Raw genomic sequence first — 23080 nt, forward strand, 5'->3', positions numbered from 1 at the left:
GTTCGCGTCTCCTGATTTCCGGCCCCGTTGGTGTTCCCCCGTGCGGCTGCTAGTCCTGACTGACGAGGTCAGGATTCTCCGGCCGACGCTTGGAAACTCCGGCGGCGTCGGCCGTCCGCCGGGACACGATCCCGTCCCGGAAGAACTCCAGGAACACCGGGTTGAAGATGTCCGGTCGGTCCGTCTGGCCCAGGTGACCGCATTCCTCCGGGTAGAAGAACTGGACGTTCGGCAGCGCCTTCTCCTGCTCGTATCCCCACTCGACCGGGGTGAGCACGTCATCCATGCCGTAGAGGTAGATGCCGGGAATGATGAGCTTGTCCAGCCTGCCCTTGGTGGACAGCCGGGCGGCGATGTTCGGGTCCTTCCAGGGAATCACCCGGGCGTACTGAAGAATGCTCGGGAAGAACGCCTTGTGCGCTTCCAGGTGGCGCTGAGCGGCCTGGTACCGCATCTCGATGACATCGTCAGTCACGGCCTGGCCGCGGTAGATGATCGCGTTCATCATCCGGCGCATGCCGTCCCGCGTACCGTCGTACTGCGTGAGCTCCACCTTGGCCGGGGGCTTCTTCCCCGCCGGGACGATGTCCCCAATGTCACCCGCGATCAGCCCGAAGCTGAGCACCCGTTCAGGGTGGGCGACCACATAGTTGGTGGTGTTCATGCACCCCATCGAATTGCCCGCGATATGGAACTTGTCCAGGCCCAGCGCCGTGACGAACTCGTGGATGAAGTCGACGTGGCTGTGCACCCCGGCCGGCCGGTGCTCCTCGGCCGTGTCGGACAGGCCGAAGCCGGGCATGTCCGGGCAGTACACCCGGAAGCCGTTCTCACCCAGGAAAGGCGCCAGGAAACGCCAGCCCACAGTGCCCGACGACCCGGGCAGCCCACCGTGCAGCAGTACGACCGCGGGACCGGCAGCGCCCGACGTCATGTAGTGGGCCTTCGCACCGCCGGCCAGCCGGACCCACTGGCTCGCCATACCCGGTACGTCGACAAGTCCTTCTTCTGTGAGCGCCATCCTGCAAACTCCTGTACTCGTCGAAAGATTCGGCAGCCTAGGAAGTCGCCGCGAGACCGATATCGAGTTCAGTGACGCCGAGCCGTTTGGCGATCGCCTTGCGGCACTTCATCAGCGTGCGCGGATCATCGACGACGACCGCTCCCACGACCATTCCGTCACGATCGGCGTACACCGCGGCAAGGGACGCCTGGTCGATTCCGCCTCGGACCGCCTTCACCTCACCCATCGCCGGCCTCCCGGCGATCTGGATCCGCCGCCCGTACTGGTCGGACCACACATAAGGAACCTGAACAGGCGGGGCGGGCTTCCCCAGAATTCCGGCTGCGACGATCGCGGCGTGCTCATTCGCATTCGTCCAGTGCTCTATGCGGACGCCCGTCCGGTAGAGGGCGTGCTGCCATCGCGCCACGTCCCCGGCCGCGTAGATACCCGGCCGGCCCAGTACTCTCAGATTCGCATCGCATTCGACCCCGTCCCGCACGGGAAGCCCTGAGGACTCCAGCCACTGCGTGGCGGGGCGCGCCCCGATGCCCACGACCACCAGATCGGCGGGCAGCAGACGGCCGTCGGACAGCGCGACCCCCGTCACGCGGCCCTCGTGACCCTCGAAGGCGGAGAAACGCACGCCACTGTGAACAGCGACGCCGTTCAGTTCGTGCAGCCTCGCCAGGGCGCCCCCCACTTCGCGCCCCAGAATGTGTGCCATCGGCGTGTCCTGAGCCTCGACGACGGACACCTCGACACCACGCGCCCGCGCCGCCGAGGCGAACTCGGCACCGATGAACCCGGCGCCGATCACCACCGCGCGTGACGCCCGCTCCAGCTCCGCGCGCAGCGCCAGGGCGTCGTCGGCCGTGCGGACCGTGTGGACGCCCACGAGCGAATCGGCCCCGGGCAGGGTCACGGGCTTGACCCCGGTCGCGATCACCAGCTGGGCGTACGCCACCTCGTCACCGGCGTCCGTGAGCACCGTGCGCCGGGACGGATCGAGGGCGACAGCCCGCGTTCCCAGCCGGAGGCCGACATCGAGCGCCTTGAGTTCGTCCCCGGACAGCAGCGGGACCGGAGCGGCAGCGGCGCCGGGCGCGAGCATCTCCTTGGACAGCGGTGGCTTGTCGTAGGGGTGGTGCGATTCCTCCCCCACCACGGTGATCGCGCCGTCGTAGCCCTCGCGCCGGAGGGCCTGAGCGGTTCGCACGCCTGCGACGGAGGCACCAACAATCAGTGTGGACACCCGGACAGTGTTGGAGCCGGGCGACGGAGGCCACAACGACGAGTACCAGTGACCGGAACTGCGACTCCCGTCCGCCCGCGGCGGTACCCAGACTTCGGTATGTGCCGATCCAGATGATGAGGAGTACGGACGTGAGTCCGAGAATCGGGGTCGTGGCGAGGTACCTGCCCGATACCACGGGTGAGTGTCGCTTCGCCGCGGACCTGACCGCCGGCCGAGACGCGGTGAGCGGGATCAAGACCCGAGCGTCCCGCGGTCATTGTCCGCCACGAAGATCGACGCCTTCCGCAGTGCCAGGACCTGCGGTCGGCGATGCCTGGACAGCACGTCCGGGCCGCCCGGCGCGGGCGTCGAGGAGGTCCTCGGTCACACGTGACCGGGTTCCGTCCGCCGCCGCAATCCGGTCTCCCGTCGCCGCGACGGAAGACCAAAATGTCCATGGCTCACAATGTCCACGGGGTGGCCGCGTCGCGACCGCCCGGCCCAAAGCCCCACGACAAGGTCCGAAGGAGCACGTAATGCCGGACGGGAGCGTCCTGGTCGTCGGAGGCGGCCCGGTCGGACTGCTCACGGCGCTCGGCCTGGCCCAGTCCGGTGTGGGCGTGACGTTGCTGGAGGCCCGGCCCCAGGTCTCCGAGGCGCCGCACGACATGGTGTACCACTGGTCGACGCTGCCGGGGATCGAGCGTCTGGGCATTCTCCCGGACATGCTTCACGCGGGCCTGACGGAACATCAGTGGTGTTTCGGAGTGCTGCGCAGCGGTGAACGGATCTTCTTCGACCTCGGCAGCCTCTCGGACGAGACCGAGCACACGTACAGCCTTCACCTGCCACAGCATCTGCTCGCCGACATCGTTCTCGCGCGGCTGAGCGGGATGCCTCATGCGGAGGTCGTGTGGAACACGCGGGTGGTCGGTCTGGAGCAGGACGACCACGGGGTGACGGTGACCGCCGAAGGACCCGGGAGCACACGAACCTTCCGGGTCGGCTGGGTGGTGGGCGCCGACGGTGCGCACAGCCGTGTCCGGCGCTCCCTCGGCATCGGTTTCGCGGGGATGACCTGGCCCGTTCGGTTCGTGGCGGCCGACGTGCGGTTCGACTTCACCGGGCTGGGCTTCACCCGGGCGTCGTACCAGATCGACCCCGACCACGGCGCTCTGCTCGGCCAGGCGGACCGGAGCGGTCTGTGGCGCTACATCTACGCCGAGAGCCGACTCCTGCCGGAGGAGACGGTGCCGGACCGGATGCCGGCCGTCTTCAAGACGGTGCTGCCCGAGGGGGCCGATCCGGGGCTGCGGGGCTGGTCCTCCTACCGAGTGCACGAGCGCACGGCCGACCGCTTCCGGGTGGGACGCGTGGTGCTCGCCGGCGACGCGGCCCATGTGACGAACCCCAGCAGCGCCTTCGGCCTGGCCTGCGGCCTGTTCGACACTTTCGTACTCACCGAGGCGCTGGCTGCGGTGGCCCACGGTGAGGCGGACCCCGGTGTGCTAGACCGGTACGCGAAGGAACGCCGGCGGGTCTTCGTCGACCGCGCCTCTCCCCTGTCGTCGGAGAGCATGCGGCTCGTCTTCCGTGCCGGGAGCGGAGCCCGGTTCGACGCGGAGGTCGAGCACTACCGCAAGGTGGCCTCTGACCCCGGACTCCGGCGTGAGTTCTTCATGCTGGGCAAGGATCTGGAAAGCCCGTCACTGCTCTGACGGACACCTGACGTACGACGACCGGGGTGACCCGATACAGCGGGTCACACCGGTCGTCGTCGCTGATCAGAGTGTGCGCGCTCAGGAGCGCTCGTACTCCGACCTGAGCAGGTTGCGCTGGATCTTGCCCGTTTCGGTGCGGGGCAGCGCGTCCACGAAGTCGATGATCCGCGGATACGCGTGCCGTCCGAGCTTGTCCTGGACGGTGCGGCGCACCTCCGCCGCCACCTTGTCCTGCGGCACCTGACCGTTGGCGACGATCACCGCACGCACGACGGTGCCCCGCTCGGGGTCCGGCACCCCCACGACGGCGGCCTCCAGGACACCCGGATGCGCGAGGACGAGTTCCTCGACCTCGCTCGGGCCCACGTTGTAGCCGGACGTCACGATCAAGTCGTCGGCCCGGCCCACGAACCGGAACCTGCCGTCTTCGTCGCGCCGCCCGACGTCTCCGGTCAGGAAGTACTCGCCGCGCCAGCGTGCCGCCCACAGGTCGTCGCGGTTCCAGTAACCGGTGGCGGCCAGGTACTTGGGGCGGTGCAGCGCGATGATTCCCTGCTCGGCCTGCGGGACCCCGTCGTCGTCGACCAGCACGACCTCACAGCCCGGCACGATCGAGGACAGCGCCCCGGGCACGGCGGGCTTCTCGTCATACGCCAGATTCGCCAGGACCATTCCGGCCTCGCTCTGGCCGTATCCGTCCTGGATGCCGGCTCCCGTCAGGTCGCGCCACGCCTCCGCCAGCGGCGCGTCCAGCGGCTCCCCCGCGCTCGTGGCGCCACGCACCGATGCCGAGAGACCGGACCTCCGCGCGGCTTGCAGGAGCCTGCGATAGGCGCTGGGCGCCGCGGCGACATAGGTGACCTGCTCCTCCTCGAAGACCTTCAGCCAGGCGTGGGGATCGAAGTCGCCGCTCAGCACGACCCGCGGGTGACCGAGCGACATGGGTCCGAACCCGGTCGTGTAGAGACCGTAGGCCCAGCCCGGATTCGCACCGCTGAACAGCATGTCGCCCGGCCGCAGCGCGAACGTGTGCCGGATGAAGGGCTGGATCGACACCAGCAGGGAGTGCGGCTGTACGCAGCCCTTCGGTGCTCCGGTGGTGCCGCTGGTGTAGATCAGGGTCGCCGGGTCCGAGGCCGCGGTGTTCTCCACCGCGGTTCCGGCGGCATGGCCCTCGATCTCCGCCCACAGGCTGTGGTCGCCGCAGACCAGACCCCGGCCGGCCGGACCGGCCACGGTGTAGATCCGGAGATCGCCGCGCACCGTCCCGAGGGCCCGCTCCAGCCGGGCCCGCAGGGTGTGGTCCACCACGACCGCCGCCGGCTCGCCGCCGTTGATGCGCTGCGCGAGCGCGTCCGGCCCGAACCCGGCGAACAGGGGCATGTACACCATGCCGGCCCGCCAGGCCGCCAGTGCCGTGATGTACGCCTCGATCTGCTGGGAGACGTACGCTGCGACGCGATCCCCTCGGCGCAGCCCGGCGGCCCGCCACGCCGTGGCCAGCCTGCTGGAGGCGCGGCTGAGTTCGGCGAACGTCCACCGGTCGCTCGTGCCGTCCGGATGACGGACGATCATCGCGAGCCGGGCGCGGTCCCGGGCCCATCGGTCGGCGGCCTCCTGCGCGCTGTTCAGACCTTCGTGGATCGGCCTGTCGAGGCGTGCCTCAGCGGCCTTCCACACCTCCGCGGGGGGCATGGCCCGCTCGGCGAGAAGAGCCTCGACGTAGTCGCGGTGAGCACGGGACATCATCGTCTCCTCGGTTCCGGTTCCGGGCGGTACACCTGTTCTCTCGCGAACAAGCCGATCGCCGGATCGCCAGGGGAAGGGGGCTTGTCCGGATACGGACGGCCCGCGTACGCCGGACCGGTATCCGGCAGCGGGTTGCCGCCCGGCGGTTCCGGTTCGACCACCGGAACGCCGGAATCGGTCGGCAACGCGCTGCGGTACGTGGTGGAGACGCGACTCCCCGCCTCGATCATGGTGGCGTCACGGAGCATGTCCCACCTTCCTGTCAGCGGTGCTCAGCACCATGTCGCCACCGGGTGCCGACAGCCAGCTCCGGTTCCGGCGGATGGAACCGCGCGACAGCCCCGGACGATGAGGTCCGGGGGCGCCGATGGCTTCGACATTCCGGCGGCCCCGGCGCGCTGACCTGATGACCCGACGGCCTCACGGCCTCACGGCCTGAGAGCAGACCGCTCACCCCGTCCGGCGTCACGCTCCGCCAGCCAGGCCGAGGGCGAACACGCGGACCCCGGCCGAAGGACGACGAGTCCAGTGATTCGGTCTCCGCCTGCGAGAGCAGCCGGGACGACTCGCCGACGCCGCCGTCCCGGCGCGTACTTCCCTGATCGGCGGTGGCTTGGCGTGCGTTGGCCGGGGTTCCGCGTCCAGGACCATGCCGGTCCCGCCGAACCCGTGACGCTGCACGAGCCTGCGCCGTGCGCACCGCCGCACGAGAGCATCGGTGATCCAGACAGGTCGGACCCACGGTCCTGAAACCGGGAGAGGGGTGGTGACGATCGAGTGCCGTTGGCCGGAACCTCGACATGACGCACCGGTGACCGGCACGCGAACATGCTCGTCCGGACACGGAGGAGGACAGGACGTGATGAAGGCACTCGTGGTCTCCGAGCTGATCGGTCCGAAAGGGATGGATCTCGTCGAGGTGCCGGAACCGACCGGTGGCGGACGGGTTCTGATCGACGTACACGCCGCGGGTGTGTGCTACCCGGACCTGCTCATGACCTACGGCCGTTACCAGCTGCGGCCAAAGCCGCCGTTCACGCCGGGTGCGGAGCTCGCCGGGGTGGTTGCGTCGGCACCGGACGGCAGCGGCTTTCACCGAGGACAGAAGGTGGTGGCGGTGCGTATGGAGGGCGGCTGTTTCGCGGAGCGGGTCGCGATCGAGCCGGCCATGGTCGCTCCGCTGCCCGGTGATCTGGACTTCGCGGAGGGCGCCGCACTGGTCGTCAACCACTACACGGTGCTGTTCGCCCTGCGGAACAGGATCCGGCTGGAAGCGGGCCAGACCCTGCTGGTGCTCGGTGCGGCGGGTGGCATCGGTTCGGCCGCCGTGCAGGTCGGCAAGGCACTCGGTGCCCGCGTGATCGCCGTGGCGCGCCGCACGGGGACCGCGGATTTCCTGCGCGGGCTCGGCGCCGACGAGGTGGTGGCCCTGGCCGACGGGTGGGCGGCCCGCGTCAGGGAACTCACCGGGGGCGCGGGCGTGGACGCCGTGGTCGATCCCGTGGGTGGGACCGCGTTCGACAACGCCGTCCGGATCCTCGCTCCGGGCGGGAACCTCCTCGTCCTCGGATTCGCCGGCGGCGATATCCCACGGGTGAAGGTGAACCGCCTCGTGCTGCGCAATGTCAGCGTGGTCGGTGTCGCGTGGGGCGAACACATGCAGCGTCTGCCCGGCGCACTGGGCGAAGCCTCTGCCGTCATCGCCGGCCTGGTCGAATCGGGTGCGGTACGCCCCCTGGTGGCCGCTCGGTATCCCCTATCCGAGGGGCGCCGGGCACTCCTCGACCTGGAGGAGGGGAAGATCGTCGGCAAGGCGGTCCTGGAAGTGGGATAGCGGCAAGGAGTGCGACAGGCACAGTGTCAAGAGACGATGGCGGCCGCGTCCCACACGATGGGTGTGCCGCCGCGGTCCATGGTCATCAAGTGTTGTCGGTCGGGTGACATGCGGCAGTCGAGAACGAGGTCCGTGTGGGCCTCGAGGGTGTCCAGGAGTTCACCGGTGCGAGTCGACCGAATCTGCACGCGTCCGGCGACAGGCACGGCCAGCCAGTCCTCGGTGGTGGTGAAACGTGTACCTGTCTGCTTCAGCGTGAAGCGCTCGCGACTGCTGGGCAGTTCCAGGACCCGGAGGCCGTTCACGTCGCCGATCGCGATCCATGAGCCGTCCCTGGCCAGACCGAGCCGGTGGACCTCGGGCTGGTCGGGCAGCTCCGCAAGCAGCCGGCCGGAACGCGGGTCCCAGAGCAGGATCTGACGGCTACGGCCACCGGCGGCCAGGGGTGGTTACTCGCCTGCGCCATGATGTGCGCACACGTCTCTACCTCGAACGACGCACCAAACAGGGCATGTCGAAGCGCGAGATCATCCGTTGCCTCAAACGCTCGTCGCTCGCGAGTTATACGGTCAGATCCAGCGGACGCCAGTCCTTGGTCTCTCGTCCGATGCCGCTTGACGCAACATAAGGGCATCTTGAACACCCGCCTGACGGCCGGGATGCGCCGCTACACCGCCGAACGGGACTGGCTCACCGTCTACCAACTCCCGCCCTGCGCACCGGATCTCAACCGGGTCGAAGGCATCTTGTCGGTGCTGCGGCGCACCACCACGGTCAACCGCGCGTTCGCCGAACCGCTAGACCTGTCACCTCCGTCCGGCGGGGCCCACGGGGGCTGTTTCGGCTCGTTGTCAGGATGTGGGCCCGGCTGTCGCGTCGGGTGGGTATCAATGGCCACTTCGTTCTCCCCGTCATCGGCGCGTGGCCCGTCTCTTCCGCCCCCGCTCACGGAGAACGGCGGGAAAGACGACAGAGGTTGTCGGGTTAGGGGACGATCATGGTGCGACCAGCCCGCGTCGATGACGGACGCGGTCCAGGAACGCGCAGACAGATAAGGAAACTCCATGGGACTCATGCCCGACACACCGGCTCCGGACCTCCATGGGAAGACCGCGCTGGTCGCGGGTGCGACGCGGGCAGCCGGACGAGCCATCGCCGTCCAGTTGGGCGCGGCGGGTGCGACGGTCTATGTCACGGGCCGTACGACTCGGGAGCGCCGCTCGGAGTACGACCGGTCCGAGACGATCGAGGAGACCGCGGAGCTGGTCACCGGGGCGGGCGGGACCGGGATCGCGGTGCCGACCGACCACCTGGTGCCCGAGCAGGTCCGGGCGCTGGCCGAGCGCGTCGACGCCGAGCAGGGGCGACTCGACGTGCTGGTCAACGATGTCTGGGGCGGTGAGCGGCTGTTCGAGTTCGACAAGAAGGTGTGGGAGCACGATCTCGACGCAGGGCTGCGGCTGATGCGGCTCGGTGTGGACACCCACGCGATCTCCAGCCACTTCCTGCTGCCGCTGCTGGTGCGTCAGCCCGGCGGGCTCGTCGTGGAGATGACCGACGGGACCTCCGCGTACAACGGCAGCCGCTACCGCAACTCGTACTTCTACGACCTGGTCAAGAACAGTGTGTTGCGCATGGGGTTCGTGCTCGCGCACGAGCTCAAGTCGTATGGCGGGACAGCGGTGACGCTCACGCCGGGCTGGATGCGTTCGGAGATGATGCTCGAATCGCTCGGCGTCACGGAGGAGACCTGGCGCGACGCGCTGACCGAGGTGCCGCACTTCTGCATCTCGGAGAGCCCTTCGTATGTGGGACGCGCTGTCGCGGCGCTGGCGGGCGACGTGGATGTCACGCGCTGGAATGGCCAGTCGGTGTCCAGCGGGCAGCTCGCGCAGGAGTACGGCTTCACCGACCTCGACGGCTCGCGCCCCGACTGCTGGCGCTATCTGGTCGAGGTGGAGGAGGCGGGCAAGCCCGCCGACGCGTCCGGCTACCGGTGACGAGCGCCCTTCCCGGGCCGGGGCACTGACGGCGGTCGGTGGTCCGCCCGGACGAGACACACGCCAGCGCCGCGGAGCGGACACACGGGCCCGGGAGCGGGCTCCCGGGCCCGTGGGGCATCCGCGAGTGGCCGCCGCCCCCAGGTCCGGGATGGCGCGGTCGGCAGCCCGAGTGTCCAGTACCCCTTGTGACAGAGGGGGGCCGGGCAGCGGGCGCGCGCCGGACGGGATCAGAAGCCAAACGCGGGTCCAGCGTCGCGGCGATCACCAGGTACCTGATACCCGGGCTGGCCGTCGCGCGACGCATGAGGTCGATGTACTGGTCGATCGGTTCCGGCCCGTCGATCCGGGCCAGTTCGTCGCGCCGGGCCTCGACGACATCGGCCATGATCACCCCGGTCCGGACCACCTTGTCGCTGATGTCACGGAGGTCGATGTCGACGAACCCGTTCGCGGCGGGCAGTCCGCTGTACTCGTCGGCGGTGGCGTAGGCGCTCACATGGTATGAGGCGCAGATCTCGTCGAGAACCGCGCGACCCCCGGGATCCACCGGTGGGCGCTCGACGGTGTCGGCGATCACCGGCCGCCCGCCGGGGCGCAGCACCAGGGTGAGGCCCTCGCGTTCGGCCATCGTGACGACCTGGGTCACCCCGGGCGGGATGTCACCGGCCACGGTGGTGAACACGTAGCGCCCCGGATTCATCTCCGGCCGCATGTCGATCAGAAGTCGTCGCATGTCAGTCTCGCCAGGCACGAGAGACACCCATACAGCCGGGCGGACGGCGCACCGAGAGCGGCGGACCGGGCTGTCGTGACCGGCTCCGCCGCCGTCATCGCGTATCTGAACCTGCGATGCGGCGGGGCTGCCCGTAGAGGTGACCGGCCCGGCCGGTGCCACCACCCGCAAGGAGCACGACGCCCTCAGCAAACCGGTCCGCATCACCGACCCGGTGGGCGGCGTCACCCGCCTTCAGTGGCACGCCGACGGGCAGCTCGCCCGCCGCACGGGCCCCTACGGCGCCACCGAGTCGTGGACCTACGACAGCGAGGGCAACTGCCTCACCTGCACCGACACGGCCGGCGGGGACTCCCGCTTCGAATACACCCACTTCGACCTGCCGCTCGCCCGCACAGGACCCAACGGGGCCCACTACGAGTTCGAGCACGACACCGAGCTGCGCCTGCGGCGCGTCACCGATCCGCACGGGATGAACTGGGTCTACGAGTACGGTGCCGCCGACAACGTCGTCTGCGAGACCGACTTCGACGGCCGCACCCTCACCTACCGGCTACGACGCCGCCGGGCAGCTCGCCGCCCGCGTCGACGCGCTCGGCGGGACCGTCTCCTTCGAGCGCGACCAGCTCGGACAGGTGGTCCGCAAAGACGACGGCGGAAAGTGACGACTTACGCCTACAACCGGACGGGACGCCCCAGGTTGGAAATGGCTCACGGACCATACATGGGGCTCGGTCAGCGGCCACCGGAAGGCTCATGCCCCCTTGCCGCGTCTTCAGGTCGGCCACGAGCCAATGGCGAGGCATGAGTTCCAGCCTTCGGAACAGAGATTATTCGCAACGATGGTCGGCGCATACAATTCCGCGCATGCCACTGTTCTCGCTCGAAGGAAAAGCTCCGTACATTCATCCCGACGCCTTCGTCGCGCCCACCGCCACACTTGTCGGCGATGTCGTGGTCGAGGCCGGTGCTTCGGTTTGGTACAACGCGGTTATCCGGGCGGACTATTCACGTATCACCGTCCGCGAGGGTGCCAATGTTCAGGACGGGTCGGTACTGCACGGCCCGCCTCATCTGGTCACCGAGGTCGGTGTCGGGGCCACGATCGCCCACCAGTGCGTGGTGCACGGTGCGGTGATCGGAGAAAAAGCGCTGGTGGGAAACGGCTGCACGGTCCTCGACGGGGCACGGATCGGCGCGCGTTGCCTTGTCGCGGCGCACTCGCTGGTTCCGGCGGGCAGAGAGTTCGCACCGGGCATGTTCCTCGCAGGGGCGCCCGTGGTCGCCAAGCGTCCGATCGCCGGCACTCAGCTGGAGGAGTGGGTCGACGGCAACCCCGGAGCATACGCCGAGCTGGCTCAGCGACACCGTACGAAACTCCTGCTCGTGGGTTAGCGGCAGGCCAGCGGCGTCCGGAAGACACCAGAGGAAGGCCGGGATGAACACGCAAGCCAAGGCAACCATCAACAGCTACATCACCGACTGGAACTCCCACGATGTGACCAAGATCCTCGATCACTTCGTCGAGGATTGCGCCTACGAGGACGCCGCGCTCGGTGTCACAAATCGCGGGCATGATGATTTGCGAAGGTTTCTGGAGGCATTCTTTCACTCATATCCGAATGTCGAATTCACCGTCACGAGCGTGTTCGGAGCCGAAGGCGCCATCGCATGGGAGTGGAAGATGGACGGAAACTACGAGCAGATGGGCCACAACGGGATGCCCGCGACCGGGCAGCGAATCTCCCTCCGGGGGGTGTCCATCACCGAGGTCACCGACGGAAAAATTACCCGGAACACGGACTACTGGAATTTCGCGTCGATCATGAAGCAGCTCGGCGTACTTCCCGGGGGCACGAGTCAGGTGTGAGGTGCCCCGGGTCACAGTCCGGAAGGGTCGCCCAACTGCAGGCCGCCGAAACCCGTCACCCGATACCCGGCCATGGGGACCACTGGAACAGCCAGTATCGGTGAGATTGATCATGAACGGCGAGGGCTGATCGTTTAGCACAGGCCGCCCGCTTGCGACGGGTCTTCGGTGAAAGATCCGCGATGGTTGGTGGCGGGTGGTTACGTCCCCTGCATGCCAGTCGAATTTCTGACCGATGAGCAGGCCGAGACGTACGGGAAGTTCGCCGAGGAGCCGACGAGGCCCGAGCTGGAGCGGTTCTTCTTCCTGGACGACATGGACCGGGACCTGATCGTGCTGCGGCGTACGAAGCATCACCAGCTCGGGTTCGCACTCCAGATGTGCACGGTGCGGTATGTGGGGCTTTTTCTGGGCGAGGACCCCTTGGATGTGCCGTGGTCGGTGGTCGAGCATCTGGCCGAACAGCTGGGCATCAAGGACGCGGTGTGCGTGAAGCGGTACACGGAGCGGCGGCAGACGGTGTACGACCACGCGTGGGAGATACGTGACGCGTACGACTACCACGCGTACGAGGACCATGAGATGGGCCGGAAGTTCCGGGCGTTCCTGCATGGGCAGGCGTGGACGGCGCACTTGGAGGGGCCGAAGGCGTTATTCGATCACACGGTGGGCTGGCTGTGCCGGAACCGGGTGCTCTTGCCGGGGGTGAGCATGCTGGCCCGGCAGGTCGCCGAGGTCCGGGCTATCGCGGACAAGCGGCCGCACGCCACCGTCACCAGGGCAGCCCGGCGGGCGGCCAAGCACCTCCAGGGCGCTATCGCGGCCGAGGAGCAGATGGGCAGGGAAGGCCGCACGGACGAGGTTCTGGCCCAGGTCACCGAGGTGGCCGCCCGGCTGCTGCCGACGAAGGAGGCGGTCGGGCGTGCGGCGGCCAACGGCGGGGTGCTGCGGCTCCTGGACCAGGCGCACTGGGCCGAGGGATGGCTCCACCAGCTCACCAGGCGCGCGGCCCGCAGGGTGGACAAGGACACCCTGGACAACATGGCCTGGCTCCTGGGCGAGATCCTCGCCGACTGGTCACGGCGGGCCGCCGAGACCGTCGCCGCCGACCGCGAGAAAGGGCACGGGCCGCCCGCCACCGCTGAAGTCACCCGGGTCCTGGTGGGTCCGCTTCGGCAAGGGCGACACCGAGAAAGTCGACGGCGTGATGGTCCTCGACATCCGTGACACCGTTCGGGGCGCGTGCGAGGCCGGTGCTTGAAATCGCCAGGTGAGCATGTCGGTAGAGTCGACACCATGAGGCCGAAGCCACCTCTTATGGCTTCGGCCCCGTCTCGTTGTTCAGTTGTCAGGCGCGAGTGGGTGCGATGTACGGCCCTCTTCTCCCGAAGCTGCCACGAAGTAACAAATAACTCAGCGTGTCGTCAGGGCCTTGGCTTCTGTTGGGGGTTCAGGAACTCCCTTTCCGCCTACACGGTCGGATTTTCATCCCGCCCCTGCTCGATCTCGGCCGAGGCTCCCTCGGTCTCCAACTCGGAGATCCTGCGATCCATCTTCTTGTCCTCGGCGTACTTGCGGTACTTGTTCGCTCCGTACGCCACGCCCGAGGCCGCAGCGAAGCAGGCCATGTACGCGACCGCCGACTTCTGCCCCTGTGCCCGGTAGAACGCCCCGGTGCACCGGAGGCGGCCCGTCGTCACGTGGTCAGGAGTTGGCTGGACAGACCCCGTCGAAACGGTTCGCGGCCGAATTCCTCGCCTTTCCTGTCACGGGCCTCCACGATGCCGTCGGTGTAGAGCAGCAGTCGGGCACCGGGCTGGCCGACCGCCCTTGACCGCGTCGCCTTCCGCCCGAGCCGCAACGGCCCGGGGCACTTGACTCTTGCTGCTGAAGGGTCATGTCCTTGAGACTGCCGGGATGATCGCTTGGTTTGCGTGGGCCGGTTACGTCCTGGGCTACGCGGCCCTCGTGGTGGGAGCTGCGGCGCTCGACGACAGGGTCCAGGCGAAGGCCGTCGCGGAGGCGCTGGCCCGCCATGAGGCCGCGAAACCGGATCCCGCCGGCGCCGTACCGGACGACGACCTCCGGCTGGGGATCGCCGCCGTCGCCGTCCTCGTACAGGGGGACGGCGGAACCCAACGCGCGTTCTGGACAGTGATCATCGACATGGTGGCACGCGGAGTCCTGGAGCCCGGCACGACGTACGACGGGAAGCCGACCCTGCAGTGCTCGGCCGGCCACCGGAGAAAACCCGCGCGCGACGCGTCGGACACCGAGCGGAAGCTCTGGTCCCTCGCGTCCTACCGGAACCCCGCTTCCGTGGCCCCGCACAGCGTCACGCACCCGATCGCTCAAAACCTTCACGCAGAGGGGTACTTACGGGGCAGAGAGGTGTTCATCGACTTCAAGGCGCCTCGCCCCGTGTGGTCCTGGACGGTTGCCGCACTGACCTTGCCGCTCGCCGCGCTGATGCTGTTCCTCTTCCTGCACTGGCGGTACGCACAGGTGGCGATGTGGACGGCGATCGCGATGGCCGTGGTCGCCTGGGCACTCACCATGGCGGACGACGGGAGGCCCGAGGCGCTGCGGTTGCCCGTGCTGACGGAGCGGGGCGATCAGGCGGTCCGTCAGGCGCGGGCGCGTCACGCGCATCTGGACCCGGCGAAGCGGACCGACCCGTACGCTCCGGGTGAGGCGGCGGCTGCCTACGCCGTCTTCGGTCCGGAGGCATACAACCACTTCGCCGCACACACGTCCGGTTTCTCCGCCGCGGTCGACGAAGGCACCGACGAACGCCAACAGAACAAGGACGCCGAGGAACGGCAGCGCAATTGGAACGCCTTCAACGGGTGATGTGCTACTACAGTTCCGTTCATGGGGGCAACGATCTGGAGTGAGGTCCGCGAGCGGGTGGAGGCGCTGGTCCGGGTGGACGAGGCACAGCAGGTCTTCGGGGCCTGGGACCTGGCCGGAGGATCGGGTCATCACTTCCGGTTCGCGGACCCGCTGTCGGAGCCGGAGGTCGCCGAGGCGGAGGCCCAGTGGGGTGTCTCGCTGCCGGCGGAATACCGGGGCTTCCTTCTCGAAGTCGGTGCCGGCGGTGCGGGGCCGGGCTACGGGCTCAGCATCCTGCGCCGGACGGACACGGGATGGCTGTGGAGCAATGTGGATCACGGCATGCGCCACGACTACCTGGGGCTTCCGTTTCTGAAGGGGGAGGAACGACGGCGCGTTCTGGCCGAGCACGAGGACAGGCAGCCACTGCTGTCCGGCTTCGACGACGAAGAGGCGTACTACGCGGCGTACAGCGCCTGGATGACAGCGGGTAACGAACTCTTCGACTGGGTCACCTGCGGTGCGTTGAAGCTCAGTCACGAGGGCTGCGGCTACTGCCACTGGCTCGTTCTGACAGGCCCGGAGCGTGGCGGTATGTGGGCGGACGACCGCCCGGGGGACGGCGAGTTCACGCCCCTCGGGGAGCCGCAGACTCCGGTCGGATTCGCGCGCTGGTACCTCCACTGGGTCGAGAGTGCCGAGGCCGCCGCGCGTCGTCCGCGCCGTCGTCCTCTCTAGGAGAAGCGGTGCTGGGAAGCGCCGGTTGAACTCGTGTGCGCTGTAGGTGAGTTCAGGCCCTCCGGGACCCCGCCACACTCGGCACTCTACGCACCGCCTGAGCCACGTGGTGCGGGGCCCGACCGGCTGAGGGCGGGCCACATGCTCTGCCGCACACACGAGGACCGAGTATCGACTCCGATAACGTCAGCCCAACTCAGCCGACCCCAGCCCAAAACGCGGAGGTTGGATGTGCAGTTCGGAATTGGTGCCCGTACGACGGTGTGCGCAGGGTCAGACGCCGAGGGCAGGGAGGACTACGGCATCGATGAAGCGGCGGAGGAAAGCCTGATCTACCGGCTGGTCCTCGATCAACGGATGGGCAACGAGAGCACCGATCAGAATGTGCGGGATGTACTTCACCGCCGCGGTGTCCGCGGGGAATTCGCCCCGCGCCACCGCCCGCCGCAGCAGCGTGTCGAGCCCGGTCGGCTCGGGGTCGACGAGCAGTTCCCGCAATGCCCGAAGAAGATCGGGCTCGTCATGCACGGCATGGATCAGTCCCCGCATCAGCGCGGAGTTCCTCTCCATCAAACCGTTGCCCATCCGAGTCACCATCTGGTCCAAGTCACCACGCAGGGAGCCGGTGTCGATGCCCGCGAGGTTGACGGCCTTGTCGTGGCGCAGGGCTTCGGTGACCAGTTCTGCCTTGCCCTTCCACAGGCGGTAGAGGGTGGCCTTGCTGCAATGGGTACGCTCGGCGACGGCGTCCATGGTCAAGGCGTCGTAGCCGACCTCACGCAGCAGGTCGAGCGCCGCTTCGTACAACTCGGCCTTGCGCTCGGGCGTGAGCCGGCGACGCACTCCTGACGCACGACCCGGCTCCACCGGAGCGGCCGAGGCCATACGCCTGGTCGCGGCTGCCATCCCTGACCTCCCCTTCGAACGAAACGGTTTCGAGAACGCGATGTGGCAGCGCTTCCGTCACCCGCATGCGGCCTCGATCCGGATGCCGGCGATCGGATCTCGGACAACGGGTCGACGGGGTGCCCGCCCCATAGGCGCCTTCATCGGCCACCCGAAGGCCCAACAGTCAGCCCGGCGATCGCGCATCGCCCGTCAGCCGCTTACGGCAGGTTCCTGGCCATGACGATCCGCTGCACTTGGTTCGTGCCTTCATATATTTGCGTGATTTTGGCATCGCGCATCATGCGCTCGACCGGGTAGTCGCGGGTGTATCCGTAGCCACCGAGCAGCTGAACGGCGTCCGTGGTGATCTCCATCGCGGCATCGGAAGCGAAACACTTGGCCGCGGCACCGAAGAAGGTCAGGTTCTCCCCTTCTCCTCCGGCGGAGACACGCTCGGACTTGGCGGCCGCCGAGTACGTGAGCTGCCGGGCTGCTTCCAGCTTCATGGCCATGTCAGCGAGCATGAACTGCACACCCTGGAAGTCGCCGATCGGCTTGCTGAACTGCTTGCGCTCCCGGACATAGCCCTTGGCGTAGTCCAGCGCACCCTGTGCGATGCCGAGGGCCTGGGCCGCGATCGTGATGCGGGTGTGGTCCAGGGTCTTCATCGCCGTGGCGAAGCCCGTACCCTCTCCGCCGATCATGCGATCAGCGGGGACACGGACATGGTCGAAGTAGACCTCGCGAGTCGGCGAACCCTTGACTCCCAGCTTCTTCTCCGGAGCTCCGAAGGAGACGCCCTCGTCCGACTTCTCGACCACGAACGCGGAGATGCCCTTGGAGCGCTTGGTCGGATCGGTCACCGCGAGGACGGTGTAGTACTCCGAGAAGCCTGCGTTGGTGATCCAGCGCTTCACGCCGTCGAGGACCCAGAAGTCACCGTCGCGGACGGCTTTGGTCTTCATGCCGACGGCGTCCGAACCGGCATCCGGCTCACTCAGGCAGTATGAGAACATTCCCTGCGCTCGGGCCAACGACCCGAGGTACTTCTTCTTCAGCTCCTCGGAACCGGACAGCTGCACAGGGAGTGACCCCAGCTTGTTCACCGCCGGAAGCAGCGACGAGGAGGCACAGACCCGCGCGACTTCCTCAATGACGATCACGGTTGCGAGAGCGTCCGCGCCTGCACCCCCGTACTGCTCAGGCACATGAACCGCATGCAGGTCGGAAGAGACGAGGGCATCGAGCGCCTCCTGCGGGAAGCGGCTCGTCTCGTCCACCTCGGCGGCGAACGGAGCGATCTTCGCCTCGGCCAGCGAACGCACCGTTTCGCGGAGAAAGTCGTGCTCCTCCGAAGGCCGGTAAAGGTCAAAGTCCTTGCTCACGGCGCACTCCAGTCCATCCACGGAAGCCAATCAACTTATTGATGGCACTCAGTACCCTCAATTATGCACACTCAGTGCCACCATTTCAAAGCTCTGAAAACAAATTCCCAACCAACTCGCTCCAGGGCCCCGTCGCAAAGGGCGGTGCTATGTTCGCCCCATGAGCGAGGAACGCAGTCACGGACAGGGGGCGGCACCAGGGACGGCCGCGCTTCCCATGCGGGAAGCCCTGATCACTGCGGCCTTGCAGCTCTTCCTGGAGCGCGGCTTCGAGCAGACCACCGTTGACGACATCGTCACGCTGGCCGGCGTCGGCAGACGCAGCTTCTTCCGTTACTTCCCGTCCAAGGAAGACGTGCTTTTCCCCGACCACGAGCGGTGCCTGGCCGAGATGACGGACTTCCTCAGCACCGGTAGCCACGACGACGATCCGGTGGGTCAGGTCTGTGACGCCGCCCGCCTGGTCCTGCGCATGTATGCCGACAGCCCCACCTTCTCTGTGCACCGATACCGCCTGACGAAGCAGGTCCCGGGCCTTCGCACCCACGAACTCTCCGTGGTCTGGCGGTACGAGCGTGTGCTCGCCGGACATCTCCGTGAGCGCTTCACCGATCGCCCCGACGGCACGTTGCGGGCCGATGTCATCGCGGCAGCCGTGGTGGCGGCCCACAATCATGCGCTGCGCTCCTGGCTCAGGTCCGGCGGGCAGGGCGATGTGATCACCTCCGTCGACGAGGCCCTTGAGTTCGTCACGACCTCCTGGGGCCAGGGCCGCGTGCCGACGGACGCCCCACCGCAGGAACTGGACGACGTGATGGTGGTGATCGCGAAGCGCAGAGTACCGATGTGGCGTCTGGTGCGCGAGATCGAGACGACACTCGACAGGGATTAAGACCACGAGCAATCAGGGTACTCAGTACCTTCAATCCATGACACTGGGTGTCATATCATTTCCCGGGTGCGCGCCGGCCCAGGCGCTCTCCAGCGTTGCCGATGGTGCCGGAATCCGGTCGGCCGGACCGGCGAAGGTACATGTCATATAGCGCACGCCGACGACTGTCGAGCAACGGTGTCTTTGGCAAGTTTGCCGGTCTTCAGGACGACGTGGGCCGATGTCGGTTGTGCAGTCATGACGCAGCTCCGGCGTTGCGTGTTTCTTCATGACTTGACGGAGAGCCCCTGAGGCTGCGACCGAACTCGGCGAAGAAGTCAAGGACCTCCGGCCGATCGACCACTCCTCGATTGACTGCGCGCTCCATCGGAACGCCTTGGATGAGCCGCTTGACCGGGACTTCCAGACGCTTTCCGGTGAGCGTGTGCGGCACGGCCGGTATCTGGATGATCTCGTCGGGCACATGGCGTGGCGAGCAGTCCGATCTGATGCGCTCGGTGATGGCTTCTCGCAACTCATCGTCGAGTGACGCACCACCGGCGACGACGACGAACAGCGGCATGTAGTAGCGCCCGTCGGGCAGTTCCGCGCCGATGACCAAGCATTCCGCGACCTCGTCGAGCGCTTCGACGGCCGCGTGGATCTCGGCACTGCCCATACGGACGCCGTGGCGGTTGATGGTCGAGTCGGACCGGCCCTGGATGACGGCGGTTCCCCGGTCGGTGATCAGGATCCAGTCACCGTGGCGCCAGACACCGGGGAACACATCGAAGTACGCCTCGTGATAGCGCTTCCCCTCGGGGTCGTTCCAGAAATAGAGGGGCATGGACGGAGTGGGGCCGGTGACCACGAGTTCACCCGTCTCGCCGATCAACGGCTCGCCGGCCTCGCTCCACGACTCCACGGGCATCCCGAGATACCGGCACTGGATCTCGCCGGCCACCACGGGCTTCAGCGGTGAACCGCCCACGTACGCGGTACAGATGTCCGTACCGCCGCTGGGCGCGTCGAGCCACAGATCCGGCTTCACCGCGCGATACACCCACCGCCAGCTGTCCGCGGGCAGCGGCGCACCCGTGGACAGGAGGCAGCGCAGCGACGACAGATCGTGCGACTCCCCCGGAACGAGGCCCGCCTTCTCCGAAGCCGCCAAATAGCCGGGGCTGGTCCCGAAGTACGTCGTACGGGTCTCCTCGACGATGCTCCACAGACGGTCCTTGTCCGGCCACACCGGACTCCCGTCGTAGAGCACAGCCGTGGCACCCACCAGCAGGGACCCGATCAGCCCGTTCCAGACCATCCACGCCGTCGAGGTGAACCAGAAGAAGACATCACCGGCACGTACGTCACTGTGCAGGCTCAGCCACTTCAGGTGTTCCAGAACGATCCCGCCGTGACCGTGCACGATGCCCTTGGGGAGCCCCGTCGTCCCGGACGAGTACAGGATCCACAACGGGTGCTCGAACGGCACCTGTTCAAAGGTGGGTTCCCCGCCTCCCGCCACGACCTCGTCCCAGCGGGCGAAATCCGCGGGCAGCGTCGACGCGGCGTCGGCCGTCCTGGAGACGGCCACCACGTGCTTGACCGAGGGGAGCGACTGAGCGATCCGCACCGCCTCCGCCGTACGGGACACTTCTCGACCGCCGTGGCGGTAGCTGTCCACGACCAGGAGAACCACTGGATCGATCTGCTGCAAACGATCAATGACGCTCTGGGTACCGTAGTCGGGAGGACAACACGCCCAAACCGCGCCAACGCTCGCGCAGGCGAGCAGGCCCACCACTGCCGCCTCCGAATTGGGCAGGTACGCCGCGACACGGTCTCCGGGCCGCACTCCCCAGGCGCGAAGGCGCCCGGCAAGCGCGGCGGTCTGTTGTCTCAGCTGCTCCCAGGACGTTTCCCGCCGCGGACCGTCTTCGGAAACGGCTATGAGGGCGGGCCTGTCGGCCGAAGCGTTTCGGAAGATGTGCTCCGCATAGTTCAGCCGAGCGCCCGGAAACCACCGGGCTCCCGGCATGGACGTGCCGCCGAGCACTCGCTCCGGCCGGCTCGACGAGCGGATGTCGAAGAACTCCCACAGCGAGGACCAGAACTCTTCCGGCTGGTCCACCGACCACGCCCACAGTTCCTCGTAGTCAGCGGCCTCCACGCCTCGACGTTCACGCAGCCACTGGCCGTACCGCGACATGTTCGAAGCGCCGACCGCTTCATCGGACGGCTCCCACAGCACCTCGGGAGCGGCTGTCTCAGTCATCCCTGATCTCCATTGATCAGCCGCGAGCAGGTGATCTCGCGGGGCGGCTGGTCCCCACTTGCACACAGCCTGATTGCTATATGTGATAACAGCAAGAGCCCGACGAGTTTTTCTCGGCGGATCTTTCCCCTCGGGATGGTCGGAGCCTGCTGCCGCCCCGGCACGCCTGCATGTGAAGGCGGACGCAACCACCTGCATGCCACGGGTCCTCCCGCACGTCTCTTACGGCGCCAGGCCCGCTCCTGATCACCCCGGAGAGCGACCCGTGGCATCCGGGCCCTGAGAGCACCCCGCGACCAGGAGCGCCGACAGCCGCGAACGGCTGGCCGGAGTGCACCTCGAGAGCTGTGCGCTATAACTGATAACTTGAAGATGATCGCATCTCGATGACGGCCGGGGGCCAGTCGTGGCAGGAGTGCAGGAACCGAAACCGTTCGTGCGTTCGCTCGAACAGACATCGATGGCCGACAAGGTGACCCGGGAGATCCGCCGCTCCATCCTCTCCGGCGAGCTCAAGCCGGGCCAGCGCTTCTCCTTGCGCGAGATCGCCGGCCAGCTGGACGTCAGTTTCATCCCGGTCCGCGAGTCACTGCGCCAGCTGGAGGCCCAGGGGCTGGTGGTGACGAGTCACGGCAAGAGCGCCGTCGTCGCTCCACTGGACCTCGAAGAACTGCACAGCATTTACCGTCTCCGCCGACGGCTCGAACCCGAACTGGCCGGCCGGGCATGTCCCCTGCTCGGCCCGAAGGACTTCTCCCGTCTCGAGACTCTGCTGGCCACGTTCGCCGACGGACGTCTCGATGCCGACGAGATCTACGAGGCCCATCACACGTTCCACCTCGAGCTCCTGCGTCCGGCGACAACCGCCTGGGACCTCCGCATTCTGGAGAGTCTGTGGCACGCGGCCGAGCGATACATCCGGCTCGCGTTCGACAGCCCCGCCGGGGACCGGACCCAACACGACCAGCGCGTGGAGATCCACTCCGAGCTGCTCGAAGTCTTCAGAAGTGGCGACCCCGAGGCCGCCGCGACGGCCGTGCTGCACCATCTGGACAGCAACGAAAGAGTCGCTCTGCAAGCGATCCCTCCCGGGACTTCCTGACACACAGGGAGCTCGGTCCCTGACCGGGCGAGATACGAGAGATCTCGTCGTTCCTCTTGCTGTTATCACATATATCGAGCAGGCTGAGTCCTACACCCCAGGGCCGGAGCGGCAGCCATGCCCTCGGCCCCGTCACGCAATGAAGCGGAAGGGGAAGGGGAACACCTTGGAACAGCCACGTGAGGGAAGAACGGTCGACGTGGGCGGGGCCCAACTCATACTGCTCCGTCGCAACGGAGCCAATGTGCGGCAGTCGCCCTTCGCCAGGTCACCCGCCCATGAGCTCGGCAACCGCGGGACCGCCGTCAACGGCATGTCTCCCAACCCGACGGGCACACCGATGAAACAGGGCTTCCTGAGGTCGTCGTCCGGAGACCAGGCCTCCATGGACGCCACGGTCGCCATGACCCCGCTGGGCCGTACGGCCGGCACCGACGACATCGCCATCACCGTCCTGCTTCCTTGCCGTGGACGCCGGATTCGTCACCGGACAGACGCTCGGCGTCGCCAGCGGCGCGAGGGTGGCCAGGTGAACAGCAAGTGACAACCGAGGCATTCGTCTACGACGCCATCAGGACTCCCCGCGGCCGGGGCAAGCAGACCGGATCACTGCACGGCACCAAGCCGGTCACGCTGGTGGCCGGCCTGATCGACGCGCTGCGCAAGCGAAACCCGACTCTCGACGAGGACCGGATCTCCGACATCGTGCTCGGTGTGGTGTCCCCGGTCGGTGACCAGGGTTCGGACATCGCACGCACCGCCGCGCTGGTCGCCGGAATGCCGGACACCGTGGGCGGCATGCAGCTCAACCGGTTCTGCGCCTCCGGCCTGGAGGC

Annotated in this window: 19 protein-coding genes and 6 pseudogenes; 14 read left to right on the forward strand and 11 right to left on the reverse strand. The window is 67.6% G+C overall.

Annotated elements, in window-relative coordinates:
- Positions 1 to 49 precede the first annotated feature (49 nt).
- Both KVT44_RS49530 and KVT44_RS49535 read right to left on the reverse strand, forming a co-directional pair.
- Positions 50 to 1021 (reverse strand): alpha/beta fold hydrolase, encoded by a 972-nt coding sequence (locus tag KVT44_RS49530; protein WP_217575053.1) that lies wholly within the window; start codon positions 1019 to 1021, stop codon positions 50 to 52.
- Positions 1022 to 1058: 37 nt separating this feature from the next.
- Positions 1059 to 2258, reverse strand: coding sequence for an FAD-dependent oxidoreductase (locus tag KVT44_RS49535; protein ID WP_217575055.1), 1200 nt, complete (start codon positions 2256 to 2258; stop codon positions 1059 to 1061).
- 518 nt (positions 2259 to 2776) lie between these two features.
- Here KVT44_RS49535 and KVT44_RS49540 point away from each other — a divergent pair.
- Entirely contained in the window at positions 2777 to 3958 is a 1182-nt protein-coding gene (locus tag KVT44_RS49540; protein ID WP_217575057.1) for an NAD(P)/FAD-dependent oxidoreductase, read from the forward strand.
- 81 nt (positions 3959 to 4039) lie between these two features.
- Here KVT44_RS49540 and KVT44_RS49545 read toward each other — a convergent pair whose 3' ends face one another.
- Together KVT44_RS49545 and KVT44_RS49550 are read right to left on the reverse strand one after the other, a co-directional pair.
- On the reverse strand, positions 4040 to 5710 hold the full coding sequence (locus tag KVT44_RS49545; RefSeq protein WP_217575059.1) for an acyl-CoA synthetase: 1671 nt from the start codon (positions 5708 to 5710) through the stop codon (positions 4040 to 4042).
- The gene (locus KVT44_RS49550; protein WP_217575061.1) at positions 5707 to 5958 is read right to left on the reverse strand and encodes a hypothetical protein; all 252 of its coding nucleotides are present in this window, start codon (positions 5956 to 5958) and stop codon (positions 5707 to 5709) included. The genes KVT44_RS49545 and KVT44_RS49550 overlap by 4 nt, the downstream gene beginning before the upstream one ends.
- 614 nt (positions 5959 to 6572) lie before the next feature.
- On the opposite strand from KVT44_RS49550, the gene KVT44_RS49555 reads away from it, so the two are divergent.
- Positions 6573 to 7544: an NADPH:quinone oxidoreductase family protein gene (locus KVT44_RS49555; RefSeq protein WP_254650958.1), complete on the forward strand. Its 972-nt coding sequence runs from the start codon at positions 6573 to 6575 to the stop codon at positions 7542 to 7544.
- A gap of 26 nt (positions 7545 to 7570) precedes the next feature.
- Here the strand turns inward: KVT44_RS49555 and KVT44_RS49560 are convergent, their stop codons facing one another.
- On the reverse strand, positions 7571 to 7849 hold the full coding sequence (locus KVT44_RS49560) for a WD40 repeat domain-containing protein (protein ID WP_217575065.1): 279 nt from the start codon (positions 7847 to 7849) through the stop codon (positions 7571 to 7573).
- 330 nt (positions 7850 to 8179) lie between these two features.
- Between KVT44_RS49560 and KVT44_RS59235 the strand changes: the two are divergent.
- Positions 8180 to 8350, forward strand: a pseudogene (locus tag KVT44_RS59235) (DDE endonuclease); the annotation flags it as partial.
- Positions 8351 to 8608: 258 nt separating this feature from the next.
- Positions 8609 to 9544, forward strand: a complete 936-nt coding sequence (locus tag KVT44_RS49565; RefSeq protein WP_217575067.1) for an SDR family oxidoreductase — start codon at positions 8609 to 8611, stop codon at positions 9542 to 9544.
- A 598-nt stretch (positions 9545 to 10142) separates the two neighbouring features.
- Here the strand turns inward: KVT44_RS49565 and KVT44_RS49570 are convergent.
- A pseudogene (locus tag KVT44_RS49570) lies at positions 10143 to 10298 on the reverse strand (ACT domain-containing protein); the annotation flags it as partial.
- Positions 10299 to 10392: 94 nt separating this feature from the next.
- On the opposite strand from KVT44_RS49570, the pseudogene KVT44_RS49575 reads away from it, so the two are divergent.
- The 4 genes and pseudogenes from KVT44_RS49575 to KVT44_RS61255 form a co-directional block, all read left to right on the forward strand.
- Positions 10393 to 11001: pseudogene (locus KVT44_RS49575) on the forward strand (type IV secretion protein Rhs); the annotation flags it as partial.
- Between the two features lie 146 nt (positions 11002 to 11147).
- Positions 11148 to 11675, forward strand: a complete 528-nt coding sequence (locus tag KVT44_RS49580; RefSeq protein WP_217575069.1) for a gamma carbonic anhydrase family protein — start codon at positions 11148 to 11150, stop codon at positions 11673 to 11675.
- A gap of 43 nt (positions 11676 to 11718) precedes the next feature.
- Positions 11719 to 12150: an ester cyclase gene (locus KVT44_RS49585; RefSeq protein ID WP_217575071.1), complete on the forward strand. Its 432-nt coding sequence runs from the start codon at positions 11719 to 11721 to the stop codon at positions 12148 to 12150.
- Between the two features lie 213 nt (positions 12151 to 12363).
- Positions 12364 to 12945 (forward strand): annotated as a pseudogene (locus KVT44_RS61255) (DUF4158 domain-containing protein); the annotation flags it as partial.
- Positions 12946 to 13619: 674 nt separating this feature from the next.
- Here KVT44_RS61255 and KVT44_RS49595 read toward each other — a convergent pair.
- Complete coding sequence (locus tag KVT44_RS49595; protein WP_217575073.1) at positions 13620 to 13850, reverse strand: hypothetical protein; 231 nt, start codon at positions 13848 to 13850, stop codon at positions 13620 to 13622.
- A pseudogene (locus KVT44_RS49600) lies at positions 13847 to 13969 on the reverse strand (SpoIIE family protein phosphatase); the annotation flags it as partial. The gene KVT44_RS49595 and the pseudogene KVT44_RS49600, both read right to left, overlap by 4 nt.
- Before the next feature lie 98 nt (positions 13970 to 14067).
- Between KVT44_RS49600 and KVT44_RS49605 the strand changes: the two are divergent.
- Positions 14068 to 15003: a TIGR04222 domain-containing membrane protein gene (locus KVT44_RS49605; RefSeq protein ID WP_217575075.1), complete on the forward strand. Its 936-nt coding sequence runs from the start codon at positions 14068 to 14070 to the stop codon at positions 15001 to 15003.
- A gap of 21 nt (positions 15004 to 15024) precedes the next feature.
- Complete coding sequence (locus KVT44_RS49610; RefSeq protein ID WP_217575077.1) at positions 15025 to 15723, forward strand: SMI1/KNR4 family protein; 699 nt, start codon at positions 15025 to 15027, stop codon at positions 15721 to 15723.
- A gap of 273 nt (positions 15724 to 15996) precedes the next feature.
- On the opposite strand, the gene KVT44_RS49615 is transcribed toward KVT44_RS49610, so the two are convergent.
- Positions 15997 to 16608 (reverse strand): TetR/AcrR family transcriptional regulator, encoded by a 612-nt coding sequence (locus tag KVT44_RS49615; protein WP_217575086.1) that lies wholly within the window; start codon positions 16606 to 16608, stop codon positions 15997 to 15999.
- A 221-nt stretch (positions 16609 to 16829) separates the two neighbouring features.
- Positions 16830 to 18008 carry an acyl-CoA dehydrogenase family protein gene (locus tag KVT44_RS49620; protein WP_254650959.1) on the reverse strand — a complete coding sequence of 393 codons (1179 nt, stop codon included), beginning with the start codon at positions 18006 to 18008 and terminating at the stop codon, positions 16830 to 16832.
- Between the two features lie 148 nt (positions 18009 to 18156).
- Between KVT44_RS49620 and KVT44_RS49625 the strand changes: the two genes are divergently transcribed.
- Positions 18157 to 18888: a TetR family transcriptional regulator gene (locus KVT44_RS49625; protein ID WP_254650953.1), complete on the forward strand. Its 732-nt coding sequence runs from the start codon at positions 18157 to 18159 to the stop codon at positions 18886 to 18888.
- A 235-nt stretch (positions 18889 to 19123) separates the two neighbouring features.
- On the opposite strand, the gene KVT44_RS49630 is transcribed toward KVT44_RS49625, so the two are convergent.
- Positions 19124 to 21142 carry an acetoacetate--CoA ligase gene (locus KVT44_RS49630; RefSeq protein ID WP_217575081.1) on the reverse strand — a complete coding sequence of 673 codons (2019 nt, stop codon included), beginning with the start codon at positions 21140 to 21142 and terminating at the stop codon, positions 19124 to 19126.
- A gap of 436 nt (positions 21143 to 21578) precedes the next feature.
- Between KVT44_RS49630 and KVT44_RS49635 the strand changes: the two genes are divergently transcribed.
- From KVT44_RS49635 to KVT44_RS49645, 3 genes and pseudogenes are all read left to right on the forward strand, one after another.
- On the forward strand, positions 21579 to 22244 hold the full coding sequence (locus tag KVT44_RS49635) for a GntR family transcriptional regulator (protein ID WP_308314345.1): 666 nt from the start codon (positions 21579 to 21581) through the stop codon (positions 22242 to 22244).
- A gap of 166 nt (positions 22245 to 22410) precedes the next feature.
- Complete coding sequence (locus KVT44_RS49640; protein ID WP_217575082.1) at positions 22411 to 22788, forward strand: SDR family oxidoreductase; 378 nt, start codon at positions 22411 to 22413, stop codon at positions 22786 to 22788.
- Positions 22785 to 23080: pseudogene (locus KVT44_RS49645) on the forward strand (acetyl-CoA C-acyltransferase); the annotation flags it as partial. The gene KVT44_RS49640 and the pseudogene KVT44_RS49645, both read left to right, overlap by 4 nt.

Origin of the sequence: Streptomyces sp. GbtcB7 (assembly GCF_019091445.1) — a bacterium.
In the GTDB taxonomy this organism is placed as follows: domain Bacteria; phylum Actinomycetota; class Actinomycetes; order Streptomycetales; family Streptomycetaceae; genus Streptomyces; species Streptomyces mirabilis.